The organism is Modestobacter caceresii, from assembly GCF_000761485.1.
In the GTDB taxonomy this organism is placed as follows: domain Bacteria; phylum Actinomycetota; class Actinomycetes; order Mycobacteriales; family Geodermatophilaceae; genus Modestobacter; species Modestobacter caceresii.
In genome coordinates this window covers 1-16,941 of sequence record NZ_JPMX01000058.1, presented here as the reverse complement: position 1 = coordinate 16,941, position 16,941 = coordinate 1, and the positions used below count along the sequence as shown (strand labels likewise).

At 74.9% G+C, this 16,941-nt stretch carries 18 protein-coding genes; 7 read left to right on the top strand and 11 right to left on the bottom strand.

Annotation, left to right across the window (positions count from 1 at the left end):
* On the top strand, positions 1 to 403 hold a 403-nt coding region (locus IN07_RS24385), incomplete at its 5' end, for a PucR family transcriptional regulator (protein ID WP_036336396.1).
* Between the two features lie 50 nt (positions 404 to 453).
* Here the strand turns inward: IN07_RS24385 and IN07_RS12885 are convergent.
* Genes IN07_RS12885 through IN07_RS12870 form a run of 4 tightly spaced genes read right to left on the bottom strand, consistent with a single transcriptional unit; the run spans position 454 to position 4,104 of the window.
* Positions 454 to 1,059, bottom strand: coding sequence for a response regulator transcription factor (locus tag IN07_RS12885; RefSeq protein WP_036336310.1), 606 nt, complete (start codon positions 1,057 to 1,059; stop codon positions 454 to 456).
* Entirely contained in the window at positions 1,056 to 2,321 is a 1,266-nt protein-coding gene (locus IN07_RS12880) for a sensor histidine kinase (RefSeq protein ID WP_156119174.1), read from the bottom strand. The genes IN07_RS12885 and IN07_RS12880 overlap by 4 nt, the downstream gene beginning before the upstream one ends.
* A gap of 11 nt (positions 2,322 to 2,332) precedes the next feature.
* Entirely contained in the window at positions 2,333 to 3,151 is an 819-nt protein-coding gene (locus IN07_RS12875; protein WP_036336309.1) for an ABC transporter permease, read from the bottom strand.
* Between the two features lie 26 nt (positions 3,152 to 3,177).
* The gene (locus IN07_RS12870; protein ID WP_036336308.1) at positions 3,178 to 4,104 is read right to left on the bottom strand and encodes an ABC transporter ATP-binding protein; all 927 of its coding nucleotides are present in this window, start codon (positions 4,102 to 4,104) and stop codon (positions 3,178 to 3,180) included.
* Between the two features lie 198 nt (positions 4,105 to 4,302).
* Here IN07_RS12870 and IN07_RS12865 point away from each other — a divergent pair, with 198 nt between their 5' ends.
* On the top strand, positions 4,303 to 5,223 hold the full coding sequence (locus tag IN07_RS12865; protein ID WP_036336394.1) for a hypothetical protein: 921 nt from the start codon (positions 4,303 to 4,305) through the stop codon (positions 5,221 to 5,223).
* 18 nt (positions 5,224 to 5,241) lie between these two features.
* Positions 5,242 to 6,081 (top strand): tyrosine-protein phosphatase, encoded by an 840-nt coding sequence (locus IN07_RS12860; protein ID WP_036336307.1) that lies wholly within the window; start codon positions 5,242 to 5,244, stop codon positions 6,079 to 6,081.
* A gap of 94 nt (positions 6,082 to 6,175) precedes the next feature.
* On the opposite strand, the gene IN07_RS25270 is transcribed toward IN07_RS12860, so the two are convergent.
* Together IN07_RS25270 and IN07_RS12855 are read right to left on the bottom strand one after the other, a co-directional pair.
* Positions 6,176 to 6,331: a hypothetical protein gene (locus tag IN07_RS25270; protein ID WP_156119173.1), complete on the bottom strand. Its 156-nt coding sequence runs from the start codon at positions 6,329 to 6,331 to the stop codon at positions 6,176 to 6,178.
* A gap of 316 nt (positions 6,332 to 6,647) precedes the next feature.
* Positions 6,648 to 8,366 carry a phosphoenolpyruvate--protein phosphotransferase gene (locus IN07_RS12855; RefSeq protein WP_036336306.1) on the bottom strand — a complete coding sequence of 573 codons (1,719 nt, stop codon included), beginning with the start codon at positions 8,364 to 8,366 and terminating at the stop codon, positions 6,648 to 6,650.
* Between the two features lie 225 nt (positions 8,367 to 8,591).
* Between IN07_RS12855 and IN07_RS12850 the strand changes: the two genes are divergently transcribed.
* From IN07_RS12850 to IN07_RS12835, 4 genes are read left to right on the top strand one after another with little or no spacing between them, the layout of a single operon-like run.
* Entirely contained in the window at positions 8,592 to 9,359 is a 768-nt protein-coding gene (locus tag IN07_RS12850) for a DeoR/GlpR family DNA-binding transcription regulator (protein ID WP_036336305.1), read from the top strand.
* Positions 9,356 to 10,378, top strand: a complete 1,023-nt coding sequence (locus tag IN07_RS12845) for a 1-phosphofructokinase family hexose kinase (RefSeq protein ID WP_036336303.1) — start codon at positions 9,356 to 9,358, stop codon at positions 10,376 to 10,378. Before IN07_RS12850 ends, IN07_RS12845 begins: the two co-directional genes overlap by 4 nt.
* A 20-nt stretch (positions 10,379 to 10,398) precedes the next feature.
* Positions 10,399 to 12,555 (top strand): PTS fructose transporter subunit IIABC, encoded by a 2,157-nt coding sequence (locus IN07_RS12840; RefSeq protein WP_081975380.1) that lies wholly within the window; start codon positions 10,399 to 10,401, stop codon positions 12,553 to 12,555.
* Positions 12,556 to 12,587: 32 nt separating this feature from the next.
* The gene (locus tag IN07_RS12835) at positions 12,588 to 12,848 is read left to right on the top strand and encodes an HPr family phosphocarrier protein (protein WP_036336301.1); all 261 of its coding nucleotides are present in this window, start codon (positions 12,588 to 12,590) and stop codon (positions 12,846 to 12,848) included.
* An 80-nt stretch (positions 12,849 to 12,928) separates the two neighbouring features.
* Here IN07_RS12835 and IN07_RS12830 read toward each other — a convergent pair whose 3' ends face one another.
* From IN07_RS12830 to IN07_RS12810, 5 genes are all read right to left on the bottom strand, one after another.
* Positions 12,929 to 13,549, bottom strand: coding sequence for a flavodoxin family protein (locus tag IN07_RS12830; RefSeq protein WP_036336392.1), 621 nt, complete (start codon positions 13,547 to 13,549; stop codon positions 12,929 to 12,931).
* A gap of 123 nt (positions 13,550 to 13,672) precedes the next feature.
* On the bottom strand, positions 13,673 to 14,134 hold the full coding sequence (locus tag IN07_RS12825; protein WP_036336300.1) for an SRPBCC family protein: 462 nt from the start codon (positions 14,132 to 14,134) through the stop codon (positions 13,673 to 13,675).
* A 116-nt stretch (positions 14,135 to 14,250) separates the two neighbouring features.
* Complete coding sequence (locus IN07_RS12820) at positions 14,251 to 14,721, bottom strand: hypothetical protein (RefSeq protein WP_036336299.1); 471 nt, start codon at positions 14,719 to 14,721, stop codon at positions 14,251 to 14,253.
* An 81-nt stretch (positions 14,722 to 14,802) separates the two neighbouring features.
* On the bottom strand, positions 14,803 to 15,999 hold the full coding sequence (locus tag IN07_RS12815; protein ID WP_156119172.1) for an AGE family epimerase/isomerase: 1,197 nt from the start codon (positions 15,997 to 15,999) through the stop codon (positions 14,803 to 14,805).
* A 2-nt stretch (positions 16,000 to 16,001) separates the two neighbouring features.
* Positions 16,002 to 16,941: dihydrolipoamide acetyltransferase family protein (locus IN07_RS12810; RefSeq protein ID WP_197058470.1), on the bottom strand; the 940-nt coding region annotated here is incomplete at its 5' end.

Below are 16,941 nucleotides of genomic sequence, written 5' to 3'. Positions count from 1 at the left end.
GGCGGGCCGCTGCGTGAGCACGCTGATCGCGCTCGGCCGCAGCGGCCAGTCGGCCGGCGCCGAGGAGCTCGGCTTCTTCGGGCTGTTGGTCGGCGACCAACGGGACGTCGGGGCCTTCGTCCGCGCGACGCTGGCACCCCTGCTCGACTACGACGCCCGGCGCGGGACCGACCTGATCGCCACCCTGCGGGCCTGGTTCGACGCCGGCGGCAGCCACGCGCGCGCCGCGGAGGCGCTCCGGGTGCACGTCAACACGGTCACCCAGCGGCTGGACAGGGTCGCCCGGTTGCTCGGCAAGGACTGGGCGGCCCCCGACCGGGCCCTGGAGGTGCAGCTCGCACTGCGCCTGCTCCGGCTCGCCGACGGCGACACCGTCGGCACGGGCGGCCAGGCAGGGCGCTGACCTGGGCGGTGGCGCTGCTCGAGCTCGCGGGCGGTGGGGCGGCGCCGGGGTCAGATCCAGCCGTGCCGGCGCGCCGTGTCCACCGCGGCGTGCCGGTTCGGCGCTCCCAACTTGGCCGACGCCGCGGACAGGTGGTTGCGGACCGTCCCCGGCGACAGGTGCGCCCGCGCGGCGATCTCCTCCACGGGGGCACCTCCGGCGGCCAGTTCCAGGACGTCGGCCTCGCGCGGCGTCAGCGGGCTGTCCCCGGCGCTGATCGCCTCGGCGGCCAGCTCCGGGTCGACGTAGCGCCCGCCCCGGTGCACCGTGCGCACGACGTCGCTGAGCACGGCGGCGCTGACCGTCTTGGGGAGGAACCCCCGGACCCCGGCCTCCAGGGCACGCTTGAGGTGGCCCGGCCGCCCGTGCCCGGTGACGATGACCAGCCCGCAGCCGGGCAGCAGCGTGCTGAGCTCGCCGGCCACGCTGATCCCGTCCCGGTCGGGCATCTGCAGGTCCAGGACGGCGACGTCCGGGGCGTGCGCCCGGGCCATCGCCAGGGCCTCCGCCCCCGACGACGCCTGGGCGACCACCTCGAGGTCGTCCTCCAGGCCCAGCAGCGCGGCGAAGGCGGAGCGGACCAGGTTCTCGTCGTCGGCGAGCAGCACCCGGATCACGCCGCGCCCCCGGTGGGCAGCGTGGCGGTGACGGTGAACCGGTCGCCGTCCCGGCCGGCGTGCAGGGTCCCGCCGGCACCGGCCAGTCGCTCCCGCAGCCCGGTCAGGCCGTTGCCCTCACCCGGGTCGGCGGAGACGCCGTCGTTGCTCACGGTCAGCCGCACCTCTCCACTCCCTCGGTCCAGCGTGATCGTGCACTCGGCGGCCTCGCTGTGCCGCAGCACGTTGGTGACCGCCTCCAGCACCACCCAGCCCAGCGCGGCCTGCACGGGCTCGGGCAGGGTGCCGGCGCCGTCCTCACCCTGCACCGTGCAGCCCACGCCGGCCGCGCGCAGCACGGAGCGGGCTCCGGCGAGCTCGCCGGTGAGGTCGGTCCGGCGGTAGCCACGGACCACCTCCCGGACCTCCTTCAGCGACTCCTCGGCGATCCGGCTGATGTCGGCCACCTCCGCGGCCGCCTCCGGCCGGGAGCGGCGGACCAGCTCCCCGGCCAGCTGGCTCTTCACCGCGATCGCGGAGAGGTTCCGGCCCATGACGTCGTGCAGGTCGCGGGCGAACCGCAGCCGCTCCTCGGCCACCGCCAGCTGCAACTGCACGCCGCGGGTGCGGTCCATCTCCAGCACCACGTCGAGCACCCAGACCGAGAAACGCCAGGCCAGGACGACGGCGCAGACAGTGACGCCGAGGAGGGCGGCCAGCGCGGCCGACGGACCCAGCGGCGCTCCCTCGACGAAGGCGGCGACCCCGCCGCCCAGCACCCCGATCACCGCGGCCGGGGGTACCAGCCGGCGAGTGGCCCAGACCGTCGAGCAGGCGGTGAGCACCATGCCGAGGGGCAGCGCCAGCGCCCACGGCGCCCCTTCGGTGTACTCCCCGTCTCCCGCGGACGCCCAGAGCCCGGCCGCCCCGGTGGCCAGGGCGGCCGCGAAGGCAGCCACGACGAGGATCGGCGAGACTCCCCGACCGACCCGGTGTGCCTCCAGTCCGCGTGCGGCCAGCACGACCGCGAGGACGGTGGTGACCGAAGTGCCGACGAGGAAGGTGACGACCGCGGCCCGGGAGACCACCTCGGTCACCGAGCCGAGGACGGCGAAGGTGAACAGCGGCAGCCCGCCGCCGATCCACCCGTAGAAGGACCAGCGCGTGTACAGGTCGATCCGCTGGGGCGCCGTCCGGCTGCTCCACCAGCGCGAGACGGTCGGCACGGCGGTGATGCTGCCGTACCGGCCGATCCGCGCAGCGCTCACCGGCGCGGTGCTCACCGGCCCACTGCTCACCGGCGCGGCGCCCACCGGAACCCCCGGGTGGCGGCCACCGTCCCGATCAGCAGCCACCCGGCCAGCACGGCCAGCGGCAGCGGCGCGGCCGCCCAGGCGCCCGCGGCGTCCACGCGGTCGCCGTCCCAGGTGACGCCGGCCAGCCCGAGCTGCAGCAGTTCGACCACGGGGGTGACCGGCATCAGCCGGGCCGCCAGGGCGACCGGCTCGGGGAAGACGCTGAGCGGGGTGATCAGGCCGGACAGCGCCGAGGTGACGACGACCAGCGGCAGGGTGGTGACCTGGGCGCTCTCGGCCGAACGGGTGAAGCTCGTGCTCGCCGCCGCGAGCACGGTCATCAGCAGCGCACCGCCGAGCAGCGCGATCACGGGGAGCAGGAACTCGACCGGCGCGCTCCACTCCCCCAGCACCACCACGCCCACGGCGACCAGCGCGACCTGGCCGAGCGTGACCAGCAGGGTGGGGACGGCGGTGCCGACGAGCACCTCCAGCCCGGTCAGCTCCCCGGTGCGCATGCGCTGCAGCACCAGCTCCTCGCGCCGGGCGACGTAGGTGATCACCAGGTTGTAGTAGGTGACGAAGACCAGGGTCACGCCGACGGCGGCGACCAGCAGCCGAGGCCCCAGGGGCAGCTCGCCGTCGATGCCGAGCGCCGGCACCGCGGCCACCAGGAGCAGCGGCAGCAGGCCCGAGTTGACGACGGCGGTCCGGTTGCGCAGGAACAGCCGCAGCTCGCCACCGGCCAGGGCGGCGACGCGACGCAGCCGGCTCGGGGCCGTCGCGGTGGGTGGGGCAGGGGCGTGGGTGGTGGTCATGGCGGGGGTCCTCTCGGCTGGGTGGGTCACGCGGACGGGGTGCGGGCCTCGGCGGCCACGGCGAGGAAGGCCTGCTCCAGCGAGGCGGAGCGGGCCTCCAGCGCCCGGAGGACGACGTGGTGCTCCGCCGCCCAGGCGAGCAGCTCGGCCAGCACCGGCTGGAGCGCGCGGGTGTGCCACTCGACTCGCGGCCGCTGCGCGACCACCTGCACGCCGGCCACCCGCGGCAGCTCGGGCGCGTCCTCGTCGAGGGTGAAGCGGAGGGTGGCCGGCTGGGTCTCGGCGATCTCCTCCTGCGTGCCGGAGAGCACGATCTGCCCGTCCCGCAGCACCGCCACCCGGTCGGCCAGCTCCTCGGCCTCCTCCAGGTGGTGGGTGGTGAGCACCACGGCAGCCCCGTCGGCGACCAGGTCGCGCACCAGCCCCCAGACCTGTCGCCGGCTCTCCGGGTCCAGGCCGGTGGTCGGCTCGTCCAGCACGACGACCCGCGGCCGGCCGAGCAGGGCCAGCGCGAGGTCCAGCCGCCGACGCTCGCCGCCGGAGAGGCTGCGCACCCGGACGTCGGCCCGGTGGGCCAGCTGCACCTGCGCCAGCGCCTCGGGCACCGGCCGCGGGTCGGTGAGGGTGCCGGCCCAGGTCTGCAGGGTCTCGGCCACGGTGAGGTCGCCGGGCAGGCCACTGGCCTGCAGCAGCACGCCCAGGTGTGGCCGCACCCGGGCCCGCTCGCGCACCGGGTCGGCGCCGAGCACCCGCACGGTGCCGCCACCGGCCGGCGCCAGCCCCTCGAGCACCTCCAGCGCCGAGGTCTTGCCGGCCCCGTTGACGCCGAGCAGGGCGAAGACCTCCCCCGGCTGGACCTCGAAGGAGATGCCCCGCACCGCCTCGAAGTCGCCGTAGCTGCGCCGCAGGTCCCGCACCTCGATCGCGGGAGCGGCCTCGACGGGCGCGGACACTGGTGGGGCGCTGGGGTGCACGGTCGACCTCCTCGATGCGCCGCCGGCCGCCGTCGGGCCGGTCTGTCGGACGCATCCCCCACGTTGCTGCCACTCCGCGCCCGGCACAGGTGCCGGGGCGCACGACTTCTCCCCGCCGGTGCACGGACGGGCGGTGACACGCGTCATGGGTGGTGCGTGCACGCCTACCCTGGGCCGGTGCTCCCCGTCCTCGCCCCCGCGCCGACGGTGCTGCCCGAGGCGGAGTGGACGGCCCGGGCCGGAGCCCACCGGCAGCGGATGGACACCTGGCTGACCCCGCACCAGGAGCGCCGTCGCACCGGGGTCGCCCACCCGGTGCTGGACTTCCTCTTCACCTACTACTCCGAGACGCCGGCCCGGCTGCGCCGGTGGCACCCCGGGGTCGGGGTCGTGCTCACCGGCGAGGCCGCCACCGAGCGCCTGGGCTGGCCGTTCTACGCAGAGGTCGGCGCCCGGGACGCCGCAGGAGAGCCGGTGCGCGGGATCGGGCTCGACGTCCCGGCCTTCCTGGCCAAGCGGCGGGCGTCGGTCGGCTGGGTGGAGGGCCTGCTGGCCGGGACGGCCAGCAGGCCGGGCCAGTTCGGCTGCTTCGGGATGCACGAGTGGGCGATGCTCTACCGCCCCGGCGACGGCGAGGTGCGGCACGAGCAGCTGCCGCTGCGGCTGGGGCAGGCCGGCACCGACGCCGTCGTCGAGTCACACCGGGTGCAGTGCAGCCACATCGACGCGTTCCGGTTCTTCACCCGCGCCGCCGAGCCGCGCAACACGCTCCGGCCCACCCGGGACACCCAGCAGCAGCTGGAGCAGCCCGGCTGCCTGCACGCCACGATGGACCTCTACAAGTGGGCCTACAAGCTCGGCCCGGCGGTGCCCGGTGAGCTGCTGGCCGACTGCTTCGCGCTGGCCGCCGACGTCCGCGAGCTGGACATGCGCGCCTCCCCCTACGACCTCACGAGCCACGGGTACGCACCCGTCGCCGTGGAGACGCCGGAGGGCAAGGCCGAGTACGTCGCCGCCCAGCGCGGCTTCGCCGACCGCGGCGCGGTGCTGCGGCAGCGACTGCTCGCGGTGTGCCGGGAGCTGCTGGCGCTCGGCTGACGTCGTACGGTCGGGGGCGTGACCTCCACCCGCACCGACCGCTGGCTGCACCTGGACGGGACGACGAACACCCGTGACCTGGGCGGGCTGCCCACCACCGACGGCGGGACGACGCAGTTCGGTCGGATCCTGCGCAGCGACAACCTGCAGACCCTCAGCGCAGCTGACGTCGCCGCGCTCGTCGAGGAGGTGGGGCTGACCGAGGTCGTCGACCTGCGCACCACCGCCGAGATCCTGCTCGAGGGGCGCAGCCCGCTGCGCGACGTGGACACGGTCACCCACCGGCACTTCACCCTGCTGCCCGAGCGGGGGATGCGCACCGACGTCTTCGCCGCCGAGGAGAGCGACGAGGAGATCCGGGCGCATCTGCCGGCCGACTGGGCGGAGTCGCTCCTCCCCCGCCAGGTCGCGCCCGGGGACGAGGGGGAGCCGCCCGCCGTCCGCTCCTACCTCGGGTACCTGTCCGACGGCACGGACAACGTGCTGGCCGCGGTCCGGTCACTGGCCGCCGGCGGCCCCGGCGCTGCGGTCGTGCACTGCGCCGCAGGCAAGGACCGGACCGGCGTGGTCTGCGCGCTGGCGCTCGCGGTGGCCGGGGTGACGCCGGAGGCGATCATCGCCGACTACGCGCAGACCGCCGAGATCATCGACGCACTCGTCGCAAAGCTGGCCAGCAGCCCCACCTACGCCGAGGACATGACCCGGCGCGACGTCGCCAGCCACACCCCGCGGGCGGAGTCGATGCGCCGGGTGCTGGAGGTGCTCGACGAGCGCTGGGGTGGCCCGGTCGGCTGGCTGGAGCAGCACGGCTTCGGCGCCGAGGAGCAGGCGGCGCTCCGGTCCCGCCTCCGCGACTGAGGACCCCACACAGCAGAGGACCCCGGCTCCCATGGGGAGTCCGGGGTCACGGTGCGTGCCTGCGTCCGCCCTCTTCGTCGAGAGCGGGGGGTGTTCAGCGCAGGACGTTGTTGAACTGGCTGCTGTTGGCCAGGGTCAGCAGCTCGTCGCGCATCGCGGGGCTGCTGGTGCGGGCGACGGCGGCATCCACTGCCCGCCGCGTACGCGACGCCTGCCGACGCTGACGCCAGCTGGAGGTCACGCTGCTCATGTCACTGCCTTCTTTCGGTGGTCCTGAGTGGGTGTTACGTCTGTATTAAACCAGGCGTAGCGGCTGGTATTCCAACGGATCTAAGGCCGTGTCGCTGGAGCTTCCGATGGAATCTTCACCCGAAGGGGGTGGCGGCCATAGATCCGTCACCTTCGCGCCACTTGTCCAGCACCTACGGAGTGCAGTCGGTCACCTCTGCAGGGTGAACGACGATGCCTGGAGACGTCAGCGCCCCGTCGGTCACCTTCGACCGACGGGGCGCGGGCGCTCTCCCCCTCTGCACGGGCCCGTCACGGGCCGGCGAGCACTGGGGACCTCAGTCGGCGGCGAGCAGCACCTCACGCACGGCGGCGCGGGCGGAGGCAGGGTCGGCTGCGGCGAGTGCCGCCTCCGCAGCGCGCTGACAGGTGGCCAGGTCCACCGTCGCCAGCCGCGCACCCACCCCGGCCACCGACGAGGCGGCGCAGGACAGCGAGGTGATCCCCATGCCGACCAGCACGCAGGCCAGCATCGGGTCGGCGGCCGCCTCCCCGCAAACCCCCACGGCCTTCCCGGCGCGCTGACCGGCCGCCGCGGTCGCCTGCACCAGCGCGAGCAGCGCCGGCTGCCACGGGTCGGTCAGGTCGGCCAGGTCGGCGGAGAGCCGGTCGGCGGCGAGCGTGTACTGCGACAGGTCGTTGGTGCCGATCGACAGGAAGTCCAGGTGCTCCAGGAACCGGTCGGCGAGCACGGCGACCGAGGGCACCTCCACCATGACGCCCGGCACCATGCCCCGCTCCCGCACCTGGGCGGCGAACTCCGCGGCCTCGGCCACGGTGGCCACCATCGGGGCCATCACCCATGGCTTGGCACCGGTACGGCTCGCCGCCTGGGCGACCGCGTCCAGCTGGTGGGTGAGCAGGCCGGGGTCACGGCGGGCGGTGCGCAGCCCACGGACGCCGAGGGCCGGGTTGGCCTCGTTCGGCGGCGTGGCGAACGGCAGCGGCTTGTCCGAGCCGGCGTCCAGCGTGCGGAGCACGACCTTGCCCTCGGGGAAGGCCGCGAAGACGCCGGCGTAGATCTCCGTCTGCTCCTCGACCGACGGCTCCTCGGTGCGGCCGAAGAAGGCGAGCTCGGTGCGGAGCAGGCCGACCCCCTCGGCGTGCGCCGCCGCCGCGGCCCGCGCCCCGGCGCCGTCCTGCACGTTGGCCAGCACCTGGACGGGGTGTCCGTCGCGGGTCGTGCCCGGCCCGCGGTACCCGGCGAGCGCCGCAGCGGCCTCCTGCGCGGCGGCCACCCGGGTGCGGGCCTCCTCCGGGTCGGGGTCGACGGTGACGGTGCCCTGCTCGCCGTCGACCAGCACCATCGCGCCCTCGGGGACGTCGGAGAGCCCGCCGACGCCCACCACGCAGGGCAGCCCGAGCTGCCGGGCGATGATCGCGGTGTGGCTCGTGGCCCCACCCAGCCGGGTGGCCAGCGCGATGATCCGGGACGGGTCCAGGCCGGCGGTGTCGGCCGGCGCGAGGTCGTCGGCGAGCAGCACCGACGGCGTCTCCGGCGCGGGCACCCCCGGCTCGCCCTGGCCGGTGAGCTCGGCGACGATCCGGTCGCGGACGTCGCGGACGTCGGTGGCCCGCTCGGCCATCACCCCGCCGAGGCTGACGAAGAGGTCGACGAACTGCGCCGCGGCGCCCACCGTGGCGGCCTCCGCCGAGGCGCCGTCGCCGATGCGCTGCTCCACGGCCGACAGCAGCCCACGGTCCCGGGCCAGCTGCGCCGTGGTGTTCAGCACCTCGGCGCTCACGCCGGTCGACGCCGCAGCCCGGCCGGCCAGCCGCGCGGCCACCGCGTCGGCGGCCGAGGTGAACCGTTCCTTCTCGGCCGCGCGCTGCTGCTCCGGGACGACCGGCCCCTCCGCCGGCGGCAGCTCGATGGTCCCGACCGGGCGCACCACCGGGCCGGCGGCCACACCTGGGACCACCGGGGTCCCGGTGAAGACGGTCGCTCCGGTCAGGGCGTCCGGGGAGATCCGGGTCCCGGTCGGCGTGCTGGACATCGGGGGCCTCACTGTCTGCTCGGGCCGGGCGGGTGTCCGGTCGGACGAGCTCCGTCGTAGATGACTGGGGGCGGCGCAACGACAATGGTGCATCCGGTGACCAGGGTCACCAGCAACCCTTGACTTGTCAACTGATCCCACGTAGAACAACATGAAAGCAGGGCGATATCCACATAATCGGGCATCGGCCCGTCGTGTCAGTACAGCGCGGCCCCGGGGGTGAGCATGTACGCGGAAGAACGCCAGCAGGCGCTCGCCGGCCTGGTCACCCAGCGCGGCCGAGTCGCCGTCACCGCCGTCGCCGAGCACTTCGGGGTGACCACCGAGACCGTCCGCCGCGACCTCGCCGTGCTCGAGCGTGCCGGGATGCTGCGCCGGGTGCACGGCGGTGCCGTCCCCGTCGGGACGCTGACCGTGGTGGAGCCCGCGCTCGGGGAGCGGCGCGGCACGCGCATCGAGGCCAAGCGCCGCATCGCCACCGCGGCGCTCACCCTCCTGCCGCCCGCCAACGGCAGCCTGATCCTGGACGGCGGCAGCTCGACCGCGGCGCTGGCCGAACTGCTCCCCGGCGACCGGCCGCTGGTGACCGCCACCAACTCGGTGCCGATCGCCGCCCGGCTCTCCGGCTCCCCGGGCATCACCCTGCACGTGCTCGGCGGGCGGGTCCGCGGGATCACCCAGTCCGCCGTCGGGGAGTCCACCCTCGCAGCGCTCACCGACCTCCGGGCCGACGTCGTCTTCCTGGGCACCAACGGAATCAGCGCGGGCTTCGGCTTCACCACGCCCGACGAGGCCGAGGCGGCGGTCAAGCGGGCCATGGCGCGAGCCGGGCAGCGGGTCGTCGTGCTCGGCGACAGCAGCAAGCTCGGCCGCGAGCACCTGGTGCGCTTCGCGGCCATCGAGGACGTCGACGTCCTGGTCACCGACGAGGAGGCCGACCCGGCCGTCGTCGCTGAGCTCGAGCAACAGGGGATCGAGGTGCTCGTCGCATGAGGACGGACTCCGCACCGGGCGGGCGGGTGGTCACGCTGACCGCCAACCCGAGCCTGGACCGAACGCTGGAGCTGCCCGGCCCGCTGGACCGCGGCGCGGTGACCCGGCTGGGCGGCAGCCACACCGAGCCCGGCGGCAAGGGGGTCAACGTCTCCCGGGCCGTGGCCGCGGCAGGGGCCGAGGTCGTCTCCGTCCTCCCGGCGGCCGACGACGACCCGATCGTCCGCGCCCTGCACGCGCTCGGCCTGCACCTGGCCAGCGTGCCCATCGACACCCCGGTACGCACCAACTACACGCTCACCGAGCCCGACGGGACGACGAGCAAGCTCAACGAGCCGGGCGCCCGACTGGACGAGCCGGCGCTCGCAGCGCTGCAGCACGCCCTGCTGGAGCACGCCGCCACCGCCAGCTGGGTCGTGCTCTCCGGATCGCTCCCCCCGGGGGCGCCGCGCGACTGGTACGCCACGCTCGTCCGCGCGCTCCGCAGCACCGGAGCCCGCATCGCCGTCGACACCTCCGAGGCGCCCCTGCTGGCACTGCTGGCCGCCGGCCCGGGGTCGGCTCCCGACCTGCTCAAGCCCAACACCGAGGAGCTGGCCCAGCTGGCCGGCGTGCCCGAGGAGGTCGTGACCGGCGACCCCCAGGCCGCGCTGGCCGCGGTCGCCACCCTGCACCAGCGGGGCGTGGCCGAGGTGCTGCTGACCCTCGGTGCCGACGGCGCGGTCCTCTCCACCGCCGACGGCGAGGTCTGGTCGGCCCGCCCGCCGCGGGTCACCGTCCGCAGCACGGTCGGCGCTGGCGACTGCAGCCTCGCCGGGTACCTGCTGGCCGACCTCGCCGGTGCCGCGCCGGCCGACCGGTTGCGGTCGGCGGTGGCCTACGGCGCGGCCAGCGCTGCGCTGCCCGGCTCCGCCGTGCCGACGCCCGCACAGGTGGACCCCGCCGGGGTCACCGTCATCGCCGGTCTGCCCGGCCACCCGACTCCCGCCGAGGCCGTCCCGGCCACCGGCGCCCGCTGAAGAACCCCGGGGGAACCACCATGTCCGCACTCATCACGACCGAGTTGGTGGCGCTCGACGCCGACCTCGGTCACGACAAGGACGCCGTCGTCCGCCGGCTGGCCGGCCTGGTCGCCGCCAGCGGCCGGGCCACCGGAGCCGACGACCTGCACGCCGACGCGATGGCCCGGGAGGCGAAGGCCGCCACCGGCCTGCCCGGTGGCATCGCCATCCCGCACTGCCGCTCCGCCGCGGTGACCCAGGCGTCGCTCGCCTTCGCCCGGCTCGACCCGAAGGTCGACTTCGGTGCACCCGACGGCCCGGCCGACCTCGCCTTCCTCATCGCCGCCCCCGAGCACGGCGACGCCGACCACCTCACCCTGCTCACCGCCCTGGCCCGGGCGCTCGTGCGCCCGGAGTTCGTCGCCTCGCTGCGCGCCGCCGGCTCCGTCGAGGAGATCGTCACGCTGGTGCAGGACGTCGTCTCCCCGCCGGAGGCACCGGCCGCCGCGGCCCCGCAGACCACCGGCGGTGCCACCGCCGCCGGCGCGACGGCCCCCACCCCGGCAGCCGAGCCCACCCCGACGACGGCCGGCCGCAGCATCGTCGCGGTCAGCGCCTGCCCCACCGGGATCGCGCACACCTACATGGCCGCCGACAAGCTCACCGCCGCGGCCAAGGAGATGGGCGTCGAGCTGCACGTGGAGACCCAGGGCTCCTCGGGCTCGACCCCGCTGGACCCGTCGGTGATCAGCCAGGCCGCCGCCGTCATCTTCGCCGTCGACGTCGGGGTCAAGGACCGGGACCGCTTCGCCGGCAAGCCGCTGGTGCAGTCCGGCACGAAGCGGGCGATGAACGAGCCCGAGGTGATGATCCGGGAAGCGCTGGCCGTCGCCGACGACCCGAACGGCCGCCGGGTGCCCGGCACGGCCGGGGCGGGGCGGGCGCCCGCGGTGAGCGGTGACCGGCCCAGCACCGGGTCGGAGATCCGCCGCTGGCTGCTCACCGGCGTGAGCTACATGATCCCGTTCGTCGCCGCAGGTGGCCTGCTCATCGCGTTGGGCTTCCTCTTCGCCGGCTACCCGATCGTCAACGCCGACCCGACCACGGACGGCGCGCAGAGCTACGCGCTGAACTGGGCACTGAACAACAACTTCTTCGACCTGCCCGGCGACCCCGGGGTCGACTACCTCCGCGGTGGCCTGCTCGGCTACCTGGGCGCGCTGTGCACCGTGCTCGGCCAGGCTGCGTTCGGCTTCCTCGTCCCCGCGCTGGCCGGCTACATCGCCTACGCCATCGCCGACCGGCCCGGCATCGTCCCCGGCTTCGTCGTCGGTGCCGTCTCGCTCACCGTCGGTGCCGGCTTCCTCGGCGGCCTGGTCGGCGGCATCATCGCCGGCTTCGCGGCGCTGTGGATCAGCCGCTGGAAGCTGCCGGCCTTCGCCCGCGGCCTGCAGCCCGTCGTGATCATCCCGCTGCTCGCCACGCTGATCTCCAGCGGCATCATGGTGGTCCTGCTGGGCCGCCCGCTGGCCGCCGCACTCGAGGGCCTCGGCGACTTCCTCAACGGGCTGACCGGCACCTCGGCGGTCCTGCTCGGGGTCATCCTGGGCCTGATGATGTGCTTCGACCTGGGCGGTCCGGTCAACAAGGCGGCCTACGTCTTCGCCACGACCGGGCTGACCGCCGCCGCCACCAGCGGTCCGCTGGTGATCATGGCCACCGTGATGGCGGCCGGCATGGTGCCGCCGCTGGCGATGGCGCTGTCCAGCACCCTCCTCCGGCCCAAGCTGTACACCCCGGCCGAGCGCGACAACGGCAAGGCCGCCTGGCTGCTGGGCGCCTCGTTCATCTCCGAGGGCGCCATCCCGTTCGCCGCTGCCGACCCGCTGCGGGTCATCCCCTCGATGATGCTCGGCGGAGCGACCACCGGGGCGATCGTCGCCGGGCTGGGGCTCGAGCTCCGCGCCCCGCACGGCGGCGTGTTCGTGTTCTTCGCGATGAGCAACGCCGTCCTGTTCATCCTGGCCGTGCTCATCGGTGCGGCCGTCGGCGGCGTCGCGGTGACCCTGGCCAAGAGCATCGGCCGGAAGCCCGCCGTCCCGGCCGAGGACGCCGACCTGACCACCGACCTGGCCGACGACCCCCGCTCGGCCACTGCCGGGCCGGGAGCTCCCGCCGGCCGTCCGGCACACTGACCACCAGCACGCCGACCAGAAAGAAGGCACCGATGCCCTCCAAGACCGTGACCGTCGGCTCCGCCGTCGGCCTGCACGCCCGTCCGGCCGCCCTCATCGCCGAGGCCGTCTCGAAGTCCGGGGTGCCGGTCACGCTGGCCACTCCCGGGGGGAACCCGATCGACGCCGGCTCGCCGTTGATGATCATGACGCTCGGCGCCAAGCAGGGCACCGAGGTCGTCGTCGACAGTGCGGACGAGGCGGTGCTCGACCGGATCGCCGACATGGTCGCCAGCGACCTCGACGCAGAGTAGGACCTCGCGGCCCCGTCCGAGGGGCCTGAGACGACGACAGCGCCCGTCCCCGGCCGGGGACGGGCGCTGTCGTCGTCGGCTCAGGAGGCCGGCGGGTAGGGCGAGGCCTTCAGCAGCCGGGCCAGGTGCGCGGCGTTGCGGGCCACCGTGGCCGTGGTCGTGGCGGTCGCCCCCGGCGTCTCGTCGAGGTCCTGGTAGTCGGTGCCGTGCATCGCCTCGCCGTTCCAGTACGTGGCGCCCTGGGCCGGGACGGTGAAGCCGACGTCGTCCAGCGCCTGGAACAGGTCGGCGCTGATCTTGTGGGCGCCGTCCTCGTTGCCGACGACGGCGACGACGGCGACCTTGCCGAAGGTGTGCGGCCGGCCCTGGTCGTCGGTCTCGGAGATCTCGGCGTCCAGTCGCTCCAGCACCCGGTTGGCGACGCTGCTCATCTGGCCCACCCAGGTGGGCGTGGCGATCAGCAGGACGTCGGCGGCCAGGACCTTCTCCCGGATCGCCGGCCAGGCGTCGCCGTCGCCCATGTCCACCTCGACACCGGGCTTAACGTCGTGGTCGACGACCCGGAGCAGCTCACCCTCCACGCCGTGCTCGGCCAGGGCGTCGAGCACCTGGCGGGCGATCAGGTCGGTGCTGGAGGGAGCGGGGGACGGCTTGAGGCTGCAGGTCAGCGCGAGTGCGCGCAGCGGGGTCGCTGTGGTCATGATCCAGGCCATGCCCCATCCGGTCGCGCACTGCACATCGGACCTGGCTCCCCGGCCGGACGCGACGGCGCCCGCCCCCTCGAGGTGAGGAGGCGGGCGCCGTCGTCAGGTCACCGGAGGACGTCAGCCCTCGCGCGGCACGTCCCCGCGCCAGGCGCCGGTCTCGGTGCCACGGCTCTCGATGAACTCCTTGAACTTCTTCACGTCGGCGGTGATCTGCCGGTCGTCGACGCCGACCGCGGCGCCGACCTTCTCCACGACGCCCTGGGGCTCCCAGTCCAGCTGGACCATCACCCGGGTCGTGGTGTCACTGATCTTGTGGAAGGTGACGACGCCGGCGTGCGGAGTGTCGCCGTCGGTGCTCTTCCAGGCCACCCGCTCGTCGGGGTGCTGCTCGGTGATCTCGGCGTCGAACTCGCGCTCGACCCCGCCGATCTTGGTGACCCAGTGGGTGCGCCGCTCGTCGAGCTGGGTGATCCGCTCGACCCCGTTCATGAACTCCGGGAACGTCTCGAACTGGGTCCACTGGTCGTAGACCTGCCGGATCGGCACGTCCACGTCGATCGACTTCTCCACGTTCGCCATGGGGAGCCTCCTCTGCTCAGGGGTCTCGTACGTCCGGTCGTCCCCTACCCGGACGCGGACGACCGACAAACGAGATCCGCGGGCGCCCCGACGAACCCGTCCAGACGGTCGCGCCCTCAGCGTGCGGGGCGCCAGCGGGCCGTGAGCACGAGCATCCCCGCGAAGGCGAGCACGGCGAAGGCGCCCAGGGCCAGCACCAGCCAGCGGAGCCATTCGAACGACTCGGGCAGGACCCGGACCGCGAGACCGGGCACGATCGCGAGGAGCCAGGAGGTCGAGGCGATGCCCGCCCAGCGCCCGGCCCGGACGACCTGCGGGTCGTCGGCGACCTCGGGATCGGCCCAGGCACGCCGCAGGAAGCTCAGCGCAGCGAGCGCACAGACGAGGGCGGCCACCAGGACGAGCGCGCCCGGCAGGCCGCCGACGCCGTCCTGCACCACCGCGACGGCCAGGAAGCCGAGGACGGCGAGCACCGCCACCGTGCCCGCCGCGAGGCCGATGCGGCGCCAGCGGAGCAGGGTCGGCATCCCCAGCGGCTCCCGCAGCTGCTCGTGCCGAGCGGTGCGGCCGCTCCCTGCTCCGCTCATGGTCCAGCTCCTCCTCGACGGCCACCCCGACGCCGGACGGCGCCGTGATCTTGGTGCACCGTAGCGGGATCCCGCCCCGGATCAGCGCGACGCGAGGACGGCGGCGGCGACGCTGCCCCGCACCGGGCGTCCGGGCAGCAGCAGCATCTGCGCCAGGTGGTACGCGTCCGGCTTCCCCGCCCAGGTGCGGCTGCCCACCGCGCCCTCCGGGGTGAGCTCGTGGTGCCAGCTGCCCACCGCGGGGTCCAGGAACAGCCGGTCACCCAGCTCCTCCCAGCGCTGCTGCAGCGCCAGAGACTGCGGATCGCCGAGCACGGCGTGGCGGACGGCCGCAGCCGCGATCGCCTCGGTGACCACCCAGTGCATCCGGGCGGCGACCACCGGGCGGTCGTCCCAGTCCAGCGTGTACGGGAAGCCCTCGTGCCCGTCGGCCGCCCAGCCCCGCTCGGCGGCGGCCAGGAACAGCCCGTCGGCGTCGGTGTGCAGCCAGCCGGGCGCGTCCTCGCCCAGCGCCGCAGCCAGGTGCAGGCACAGCCGGGCCCACTCGAACTGGTGCCCGACGGTGACCCCGTACGGGCGGAACGGGTCGGCCGGCCGGTCCCGGTTGAACTCCGGCAGCGGCTCCCAGGACGGCGTGAAGTGCTCGGGCAGCCGCCAGTCCCGCTCCCGGGTCCACTGGTGCACGATCCGCTCCGTCGCCCGCAGGGCGCGGGTGCGCAGCCGGGCCGCCGCACCGGGGTCGGTGGGGGCCAGCGCGTCGGCCGCCGCCAGGGTCGACTCGACCCCGTGCATGTTGGCGTTCGCGCCGCGGTAGGCCTCACTGGTGGCCCAGGTGCGGTCGAACGACTCGACCGCCAGGCCCTCGTCGTCGTCCCAGAACCGCTGCTCCCAGACCTCCAGCGCCTCCTCCAGCAGCGCGCGGCCACCCGCGATGCCGGCCACGGTGGCGGTCGAGCCGGCGAGCACCACGAAGGCGTGCACGTAGGCGGCCTTGGTGTCGTCGTCGGCACCGGCACCCACCGCCGAGCGCCAGCCGCCGTGCTCGGCGTCGTGCAGCGGGCCCTCGCGCAGCGCGGCCACGCCGTGGGCGGCGAGGTCCTCGGCGCCCGGCTCGCCGACGAGCGCGCCGAGGCCGAAGACGTGCGTCATCCGGGCGCTGATCCAGGTCTCCACCGGCTTGGCGGCGAGCACCTGCCCGTCGTCACCGAGGTAACCGAAACCCTCGGGGACCCGGGAGGCGGCGGCGAAGGACAGCAGGGGACCGAGCTGGGTGCGCACGGTCAGAACGTGAGTGCGGTGCCGGGGTCGTGCAGCAGCGCCCCCACGTCGGCCAGGAAGCGGGAGCCCAGCTCGCCGTCGACTATGCGGTGGTCGAAGGAGAGCGCCAGCTGGGTGACCTGCCGGGGCACGACCTTGCCCTTGTGCACCCACGGCATCTCCCGGACCGCGCCGAAGGCCAGGATCGCCGACTCGCCGGGGTTCAGGATCGGCGTGCCGGTGTCGACGCCGAAGACACCCACGTTGGTGATCGTGATCGTGCCGCCGGTCATGTCCGTGGGCTGCGTCCTGCCGGCCCGAGCGGTCTCGGTGAGCTCGCTGAGCGCACCGGCCAGCTCGGCCAGCGACAGCCGGCCGGCGTCCTTGACGTTCGGCACGGTCAGGCCCCGCGGCGTGGCGGCGGCGATGCCCAGGTTCACCGCGCCGTGGACGACGATCTCCTGGGCCGCCTCGTCCCAGGAGCTGTTGACCATCGGGTGCCGCTTCGCCGCCAACAGCAGCGCCTTGGCCACGAACAGCAGCGGGCTGACCTTCACCCCGGCCAGCTCCGGCCGGGCGGCCAGGCGCTCACGCAGCTTCATCGTGCGCGTGATGTCGACGGTGAGGAACTCGGTGACGTGCGGGGCGGTGAACGCGCTGGCCACCATCGCGGCGGCGGTGTGCTTCCGCACCCCCTTGATCGGGATCCGGGTCTCGCCGGCCGCAGCCTCCTGCGACGGGCCGGCCGCGGCCTCCGGCGACGACGGGCCCGCGACGGCCGCGTCGACGTCGGCGCGGGTGATGACGCCGCCGGCGCCGCTGCCGCGGACCGTGGTGAGGTCGACGCCCAGCTCCTTGGCGTACTTGCGCACCGGCGGCTTGGCCAGCGGGCGCAGCGCACCGCGGCCGGCGGTCGCCGACGGCGCCGACGTGGTGGGCTCGGCGGGACGGCGGGCCGCCGCC

What these genes read in the sequence shown, in the direction of transcription:
- IN07_RS12875 (WP_036336309.1), bottom strand. Translation starts at nt 3,151, where the DNA reads ATGACCACCACCCACGCCCCTGCCCCACCCACCGCGACGGCCCCGAGC.
- IN07_RS25270 (WP_156119173.1), bottom strand. Translation starts at nt 6,331, where the DNA reads ATGAGCAGCGTGACCTCCAGCTGGCGTCAGCGTCGGCAGGCGTCGCGT.
- IN07_RS12855 (WP_036336306.1), bottom strand. Translation starts at nt 8,366, where the DNA reads ATGTCCAGCACGCCGACCGGGACCCGGATCTCCCCGGACGCCCTGACC.
- IN07_RS12850 (WP_036336305.1), top strand. Translation starts at nt 8,592, where the DNA reads ATGTACGCGGAAGAACGCCAGCAGGCGCTCGCCGGCCTGGTCACCCAG.
- IN07_RS12845 (WP_036336303.1), top strand. Translation starts at nt 9,356, where the DNA reads ATGAGGACGGACTCCGCACCGGGCGGGCGGGTGGTCACGCTGACCGCC.
- IN07_RS12840 (WP_081975380.1), top strand. Translation starts at nt 10,399, where the DNA reads ATGTCCGCACTCATCACGACCGAGTTGGTGGCGCTCGACGCCGACCTC.
- IN07_RS12835 (WP_036336301.1), top strand. Translation starts at nt 12,588, where the DNA reads ATGCCCTCCAAGACCGTGACCGTCGGCTCCGCCGTCGGCCTGCACGCC.
- IN07_RS12830 (WP_036336392.1), bottom strand. Translation starts at nt 13,549, where the DNA reads ATGACCACAGCGACCCCGCTGCGCGCACTCGCGCTGACCTGCAGCCTC.
- IN07_RS12825 (WP_036336300.1), bottom strand. Translation starts at nt 14,134, where the DNA reads ATGGCGAACGTGGAGAAGTCGATCGACGTGGACGTGCCGATCCGGCAG.
- IN07_RS12820 (WP_036336299.1), bottom strand. Translation starts at nt 14,721, where the DNA reads ATGAGCGGAGCAGGGAGCGGCCGCACCGCTCGGCACGAGCAGCTGCGG.